This is a genomic window from Immundisolibacter sp. (assembly GCF_028696615.1).
Lineage (GTDB): Bacteria > Pseudomonadota > Gammaproteobacteria > Immundisolibacterales > Immundisolibacteraceae > Immundisolibacter.
In genome coordinates this window covers 1-7,096 of record NZ_JAQVGQ010000144.1, presented here as the reverse complement: position 1 = coordinate 7,096, position 7,096 = coordinate 1, and the positions used below count along the sequence as shown (strand labels likewise).

At 70.3% G+C, this 7,096-nt stretch carries 6 protein-coding genes; 1 reads left to right on the top strand and 5 read right to left on the bottom strand.

Annotation, left to right across the window (positions count from 1 at the left end; translation table 11 throughout):
- The coding region (locus PHC73_RS09865; RefSeq protein WP_300127376.1) for an ATP-dependent helicase C-terminal domain-containing protein at nucleotides 1-696 on the top strand (696 nt) is incomplete at its 5' end.
- Nucleotides 697-1,020: 324 nt separating this feature from the next.
- Here the strand turns inward: PHC73_RS09865 and PHC73_RS09860 are convergent.
- From PHC73_RS09860 to PHC73_RS09840, 5 genes are all read right to left on the bottom strand, one after another.
- Nucleotides 1,021-1,887 carry a hypothetical protein gene (locus PHC73_RS09860; RefSeq protein ID WP_300127374.1) on the bottom strand — a complete coding sequence of 289 codons (867 nt, stop codon included), beginning with the start codon at nucleotides 1,885-1,887 and terminating at the stop codon, nucleotides 1,021-1,023.
- Nucleotides 1,887-4,640 carry a hypothetical protein gene (locus tag PHC73_RS09855; RefSeq protein ID WP_300127371.1) on the bottom strand — a complete coding sequence of 918 codons (2,754 nt, stop codon included), beginning with the start codon at nucleotides 4,638-4,640 and terminating at the stop codon, nucleotides 1,887-1,889. Before PHC73_RS09855 ends, PHC73_RS09860 begins: the two co-directional genes overlap by 1 nt.
- Nucleotides 4,640-5,254 (bottom strand): hypothetical protein, encoded by a 615-nt coding sequence (locus PHC73_RS09850; RefSeq protein WP_300127368.1) that lies wholly within the window; start codon nucleotides 5,252-5,254, stop codon nucleotides 4,640-4,642. Before PHC73_RS09850 ends, PHC73_RS09855 begins: the two co-directional genes overlap by 1 nt.
- Complete coding sequence (locus tag PHC73_RS09845; protein WP_300127365.1) at nucleotides 5,251-6,510, bottom strand: hypothetical protein; 1,260 nt, start codon at nucleotides 6,508-6,510, stop codon at nucleotides 5,251-5,253. The genes PHC73_RS09850 and PHC73_RS09845 overlap by 4 nt, the downstream gene beginning before the upstream one ends.
- Before the next feature lie 85 nt (nucleotides 6,511-6,595).
- On the bottom strand, nucleotides 6,596-7,096 hold a 501-nt coding region (locus PHC73_RS09840; protein ID WP_300127362.1), incomplete at its 5' end, for an NAD-dependent epimerase/dehydratase family protein.

Here is a 7,096-nt window from a genome sequence, read left to right as displayed (position 1 = left end):
GCCGGCACTGGCGCCGTGCAGGCGCGGCGCGTGCGGCGCCTGGGCGCGCTGGTGCTGGCCGAGGAACCGCTGCCGAAACCGTCCGCCGCCGCCATGACCGCCGCGCTGCTGGATGCCATCGCCCGCCGCGGCGTGGCGGCGCTGCCGTGGAGCGAGGCCGACCGGCAACTGCGCGCGCGCCTCGCCTTGATGCGGCGTCTGGAGCCCGACGCCGGCTGGCCGGACCTGTCCGACGCCGCGCTCGAAGCGCAGCTTGCGACGTGGCTCGGGCCGTTTCTGGCCGGCATCACGCGGCTCGACGATCTCGCTGGCGGGCGGCTGTCGGCGGCGCTGTCCGCGCTGCTCGACCACGCGCAGACGCGGCGGCTCGACGCCGAGCTGCCGCGCGAGCTGCCCGTCAACGGCCGTGCCCGCGCCATCGACTACACCGCCGAGGCGCCGGTGCTGGCCGTGCGCCTGCAGGACCTGTTCGGCCAGCACGACACGCCGCGCCTGGCCGGCGGGCGCGTGGCGCTGGTGCTGCACCTGCTCTCACCAGCCGGCCGGCCGCTGGCGGTGACGGCCGATCTGGCCGCCTTCTGGCGCGGCGCCTATGCCGAGGTGCGCAAACAAATGCGCGGCCGTTACCCCAGGCACCCATGGCCGCAGGACCCGCTCGCCGCCGCGCCGCCGGCGCCACGGCGACGCGAACCGTAGGCTGGATCGAGGCCGTCTGGGCCGTGCCCGCGCGGTTTTGCTACCTGCCCGGCCGCCTGCTCGCCGGCCAGGAACGCGGCGCGCCGGCCGCTGCCGGTGTGTTGGCCCTGCCGAGCGTTAAGGAAACGCTGATTTATTCAGCGTTTCCCGTCCGGGGCAGGATGCCCTGGCATGAATCAAGGGCGTAAGTCCTTGATTCATGGAGCGCGGCGCGGGCGTGTACCGCGCCGCGGCGAGCTGAAAAATTCCACGGACGGAATTTTTCAGCATTTCCTTAAGGAAACGCAGATTTATTCAGCGTGTTCCGTCCGGGGTAAGTGCTGCTCACCACCCAGGCAGCCAGACCGCTTCTTGCTCCAGCGCGAGGCCGCAGCGCTGCATTTGTTGCGTCAGCGGGGCGAGGCAGTCCGGCAGTCGCGCCGCGGCGGCGGTGAACTCCCGCAGCGTGTCGCGCCACAGTCGATTGCTGCCGTAACGGGCGAGCTTGGTGCTCCAGTCCGGCATCAGCCAGTATTCGCAGGCATCCCCGAGCAGGGCGTGCAGCCGGGCAAAGTTGGCCAGTCCCACGCCGTCGTAGTCCGCAAAATGCACGATCCGGCTGGCGCGGGGACGGCCGGCCAGCCAGGCCAGCAGCCGGCCATCGAGCTGTCCGCCGTAGTACAGCAGCGTGGCCACGGTGTCCGGTGGCAGCCAGTCGGTGCGGTCGAACAGGGCCTGGTTTTCCACCAGCCACAGCGCCTGTTCGGTGCGCCAGGCGTCGTCGGCTTCGATGCGCAGGCTGGCCGCGCCGCAGTCGCGCGTGAGCGGGCCGAGCGCCAGCACCGCGCCGCGCGCGCCGTCCTGCCAGCACACGCCATCGCCGACCGCCTTGAGGATGGGGTAATGACAGGCGTGTTGATGCTCGCCCGCCTTGCTGGCGCGGGAGCGGGCGATGTGGCGGGCGCGTGGCGGCAGATCGGCGGGCGTGGGGGTGTGCGCCTGCGGCGACAGTGCGGCGAGGTGGCCGGCGAACACGCCCGCATCGAGCACCCGGTACACGTCGCCGCTGCCCTGGCGCTGGCAGCCGACGGCCCCGGTGTGGCGGGCGAACCGATCGAGCGCGTTGCGCTGCGCGGCGGTGAACCGGCTGGCCGGCAGCGCATCGGCGCCGGCCAGCTTGAGCAGGGCGGCTCGCAGCGCGCGCTGGTCCATCAGGACTCCAGGGGTTCGATGATCTGCCAGCTGAAGCGGCTGATCTGGTTGCCGCCGGGGCGCTGGTGGATGGGTACGCAATAGCGCACGCTGGTCAGCGGGGCGGGGGAGGCGAAGATCAGCGCAAAGCCGAACTCTGCCGCCGTGTCGATGAGGCTGCGCTGGTTGCGCGCATCCAGCGCCAGGGCTTCGTCGAGGTAGCACACGCCCTGGATGGGGCGGCGCTGATCCTGCAGCAGGTGCAGCATGGCCAGGCCGGTCACCAGCTTGGCCATGAGCACGGTGCCGTTGGAGGCGGCGCTGTCGAGGTCGTCGAAAGCCTCGGGCTCGCGGTCGGCCTTGCCGACCCAAAAGCGCAGCCGAAACAGATCGGCCACGCGCAGGCCGTGGCGGGCGTTGCCTTCCTCGATCAGCAGGGTCTTGGCGCGGTTCAGCTGCGCGTCGTCGAGCACGCTGTGCTGGTTGAACAGCTCGAAGGTTTCGCCGCTGTCGACGGTGGCGGCGGTGCTGATGAGCAGTTCGATGGCTTCGACCAGCGGCGTTTCGTCCTCGGGCTCGATCTTGAACACGGCCAGATCGGACAGCTGGCGGCCGCTGATCTTGCGGTTGAATTCGCGCACCCGGCGCTTGAAGGCGAGCAGGCCGTCGCGCAGCTCGCGCAGGCTGGCCGCCACGTTCACCACCGCCGAGCGCGCCTTCTTTTCCAGCGCCTCGGCCTCTTGCGGCAGATGGTGGGCGAATTCGACCAGGCGGTCGATCTCGCTTTCGCCGTCGCCGACGAACTGGTACTTGGTGAGCCCGCCGGCGTGGATGTCGCCCAGCAGGTGGCGAATCCGCTCGTCCAGCTCCAGCAGCTGCCGGCAGTCGGCGAGATAAACCTGCAGGCGCTCGGCCAGTTGCTCCAGCGGGAATTCCGGCTGCGCCAGCCAAGGCCGGTGCGGCAGGTCGGCGAGCCAGGTGAAGATGCCTTGGTGGTCGATTCGCTGGTTGCGCCGTTGCTCGATCAGCCGGTGTTGCTGCTGCAAGGCCAGCAGGTCGTGCTGCAGCCGTTGGCGCTGCTGGTCGAGTGCCTGGTGCCGCTCGGCCGACCGGGCGAGGGTGGCGGTCAGCGCGGCGAGGCTCTGCGCCAGCGTGTCCAGTCGCTGTTGCCGCTCGGCCTCGCTGTGCTGCAGGGCCTGCATGTGCACGTAATCGCGCAGCTCGGCGTCCAGCTGCGTGAGCTCGTCGTCGAGCGCCGCGCGTTGTCGCTTGACGTCTGCCAGCGCCTGCGCGGTGTCGAGTTGGTCGCGCAGCTGGGCCGTGCGTTGCGCCAATTCCTGGCGCGCTTCTTGGAGCTCGGCGAGCGTGCGCTGGCGGTGCTGTGCCGGCAGGGCGCCGACACGCAGCCGCAGGCCGGGCAGGCACAGGCGGTTTTCGTCGGCGTCGGCCAGCGCGGCGCGCAGCGCGTCGCCATCCAGCGTGAACTCGTCGGCGCCCAGGGTCAGCACTGGCCTCGCCAGCGCCTTGTCGAGCGCGGCCAGTGGCGCCGGCGGTAGCAGGTCGGCCAGGCGTTGATACAGATTCTCGCCGTGCGTGCGCAGCTCGCGGTCGAGCTGTGCCGACGCCTGTTCGAGGCGCGCCAGTTCCTGCTCGATGGCGGCCGGCGAGCGACCCTCGGCCTGGCCGATGCGCACGATCAGGGCATCGCGCTGTTCCAGCAGTTCGCCGCGCCGGGCGTCCAGCAGCGAACGGTCGACGATCAGGGCAAAGCGCTGCTGCAGCGCGCGCAACTGTTCGCTTTGCTGGCGCAGCGTGGTGTGTTCTTGCTCGTATCGGCTTTGTTCGCGCGCCGCTTCGAGGTCCTGCTCGCGCAGGCGCCGTCCCTCGCCGTCGCAGCGCGCCAGTTCGTTTTGCAGCGCCTGTTGGCGGGCATCGAAATACTGCTGCCACTGGCCAAGCGCGCTGTCGATCAACGGCCGCCAGCACAGCAGCTTGCCGCGCAGCTCGAGCCGCGCTTGCTGTTTTTGTTCCAGCTCGGCGAGCTGGTCTTGCAGGCGCACGGCGGCCAGATACTGACCGCGTTCGGCGTTCAGGTCGGCGAAAGCCTTGTCCCACTCGGCCTTGAAATCGATGCTGGCGTCGGGCAGGTCGCGGCGGAAAATCTGCAGCAGGTAGTCCTTCACCTCGGCGGAGCGCAACCGGTCCAGGCGCAGCGTGCGCGTCAGCACGCGCTGGAAGACGCTGGCGTCGCTGGCGTGCTCCAGGCGAAAGACGCAGAAATCCTGCTGGCCGACCAGCTTGCGGCTGCGTGCGCCGTAGACCATGTCGGCGAACTCGCTGCTGCTGTAACGGAACACCTGCCGGCCGTGGCCGGCCAACTGGCTGGCCAGTTGCGGTTGCGCCACCAGCCGGCCGTCCGGCAGGCGGAATTCGTCGACCTCGAGCGGCCCGGCGTAGGCGAAATACTCGTAGTCGAAACTCACCCCTTTGCCGACGCAGCCCAGCACCACGGTGCCGGATTCCGGCAGCGACACCTCCAGCAGTACGTAGGCGCTGTTGTGCGGGAAATAAAAACGCCGACTCTTGTCCACGTCGTGGGCGCCGAAATCCATGCGCCGGCGGTCGATGATCAGCAAGAACTGCAGCGCATTGATCAGGCTGGTCTTGCCGGTGTTGTTGGGCGCCACCAGCGATACCGCGCCGTCGAGTGGCAGTTCCGCGCGCGAGTAGCCGGCACTGCCGAGCAGCACCAGGCGCTGAAAGCCGTACCGCATCAGGCGGGTTCCTCCTGGTCGGGCGCAGCGTCGGCATCGCTGTCGTCGGTTGCGGTGTCGCCGGCGGGGTCCGCTTGCCGGGCGGCGTCGGCCAACGCCTCGAAATGATCGAGATAGCGGTACACCGCCGGCAGCAGCCGCCAGCCGGCCGGCTCGGCAACGGCAAAACCGAGGCCACAGGCGCGGCCCAGCAGCTCCACCAGCGCGTCGGGGTCGAGTCCCTCGGCGTCCAGCACGTCCTGCTGTTGCGCGTAGACCTCGGCCAGCCAGGCGCTGTCGATCAACCAGTCGCCGAAGCGTTGCAGCGCCTTGCCGGCGTTGGCCTTGGCATCGAAGATCACCATGAACAGCAGCGCCAGCTGGCGGCTGTGCTTGCCGATGTTGCTGCTGGTCTCGGCGGCGTGGAACCAGGCAAAGCCGCGGGCATCGAGGCGCAAATCGAAACCCAGCGCCGCAAACAGCGCGTCGTAGGCGGCCTGCTGCTGCTCGAGTTCCGCCCACAGCGCCGGTTCGGCCAGCCGGTTCAGATGCTTGCCGGACAGGAACAACCGAAACAGGTCGGCCAGGTGGGGCATCTGCGCGAGCTGCGCCGCCAGCGGCTGGGTCGCGTTCATGCGGCCGCGCTCACGCGGTGCGGGTGGTGCAGGATGCGGATGGTTTTGAGGTCGGTGTGGCCGCTGCCGTCGGCGGCTTCGATCGACCAGCGGGGCTCGTGCTGAAGGTCGTGGAACAGGCGCAGCAGCGTGGCATCCGTCAGGTGCGGGTAGTGGGTTTTCAGCCAGTCGAGCAGGCTGTCGACGGGCAGGCTGCGCGCCAGGCGCTCGCGGATGCCGACCTCGTCGACGTGCTCCAGCGGCGGCCCGGCCTGGGCGGGTTCGTCCTGCGGAAAGGCGACCGATGCCGGCTGGTAGTGACGCGCAGCCGCCATGACGGCGCGCACGTCGTCGCCCACTTGCAGCCTGAAACCGCGCTCGTTGCGCCACAGCGGCAGCGTCGCGCCGGCGGCGTGAGGTTGCAGCGCGCGCCGCAGACCGCGCTTTCGCACCTGCCCCAGCAGCAGGCCGATGGCAGCGGTCAGCGCATTGTGTTGGCGCAGCTCCTCGCGCAGCGGCAGCAGCGTGTCGGCGCACTGCTGCGCCACCAGCCGGCCGAAGCGTCGCAGTTCCTTGGCCTGCTGGGCCACCTGGCGCACTTGCAGGCGGTGCGAGTACAGCGCGCCGCGTATCGTCAGGCGCTCGCCGGCCAGATCGAGCGCCCGCTCGGCGTCTTCCAGATAGCGGTAGAAGGTGCCCTCGGGTCCGCTGTCCATCATCTGGTTCATCGGCTCCACGTACTGATCGTAAGCCTCCAGCACCCGCCGATAGCGCTGGCTGATCGGCGCGCTGGCGTCGGCGCTTTTGGCGTGTTCGGCCAGCTCGAACAAAGCATGCCGGTCCTGGTCGAGTTGCAGGCTGATTTGCCGAAACAGCTGCGCCAGCGTGTTGGCGGCCCCGCGCAGGCGGTCCATGTCGGCCTGGCGCATGCCTTCGTTGAGCGTCTCGGTCGCCTCGCGGATGGCGGCCACCCGCGCCTGCAGCACGGCAGCCAAGCCGAGCTCGTGCTCGCGGGTGAGGCCGCGCACGAACTCCAGCACGTAGGCGTTCAGCTGCAGGTCGTCGCTGCGCGGCAAGGGTTGCAGGATGTCGGCATTGACCAGCGCGCGCAGCACCGCGCCCTGTGCCTCGGCGTCCAGCTGCGGCGCAACCCGGGCGATGCCGGCGCGCACCTGCTCGTCGGTGAGCACCGCAAACTCGCGCGACAGGCGCACCAGAAGCTCCACGGTGTCCCAGTGGGTGTGAAGCGTGTGGACCAGGGCGCGGGGGTTCGACATGGCGGATTCCGATGCCTGAGTGTGCCGGTGTGGTCGGCGTGCGCAGCTTCAGCCGCGCATCCATCGCCGTCGCCATACGCCGGCCTCAGGCCGGGCGCGGCAGCGTGCGCTCGAAGGCCAGCGCGGTGCGCACGATGAAGTCGAGATCGTCGTGCTGCGGCAGCCAGCCGAGCGCGCTGCGGATGCGGCTGCTGTCGGCCACCAGGATGGCCGGGTCGCCCGGCCGGCGCGGCGCGTCGCGCACCGCCAGCGCGTGGCCGCAGGCGCGCTGCACCGCCGCCAGCACCTCGCGCACGCTGTAGCCGTGGCCGTAGCCGCAGTTGAGCGTGAGCGACTCGCCGCCGGCGGCGAGGTGGTTCAGCGCCAGCACGTGCGCGCGGGCGAGATCCTCCACGTGGATGTAGTCGCGCACGCAAGTGCCGTCCGGCGTCGGGTAGTCGGTGCCGAACACGTCGATGCGCTCGCGCTTGCCGCAGGCCAGCTCGCAGGCCACCTTGATCAGGTGCGTGGCGGCCGGCGTGGCCTGGCCCAGACGCCCGCCCGGGTCGGCGCCGGCCACGTTGAAATAGCGCAGCGTGACGTGGCC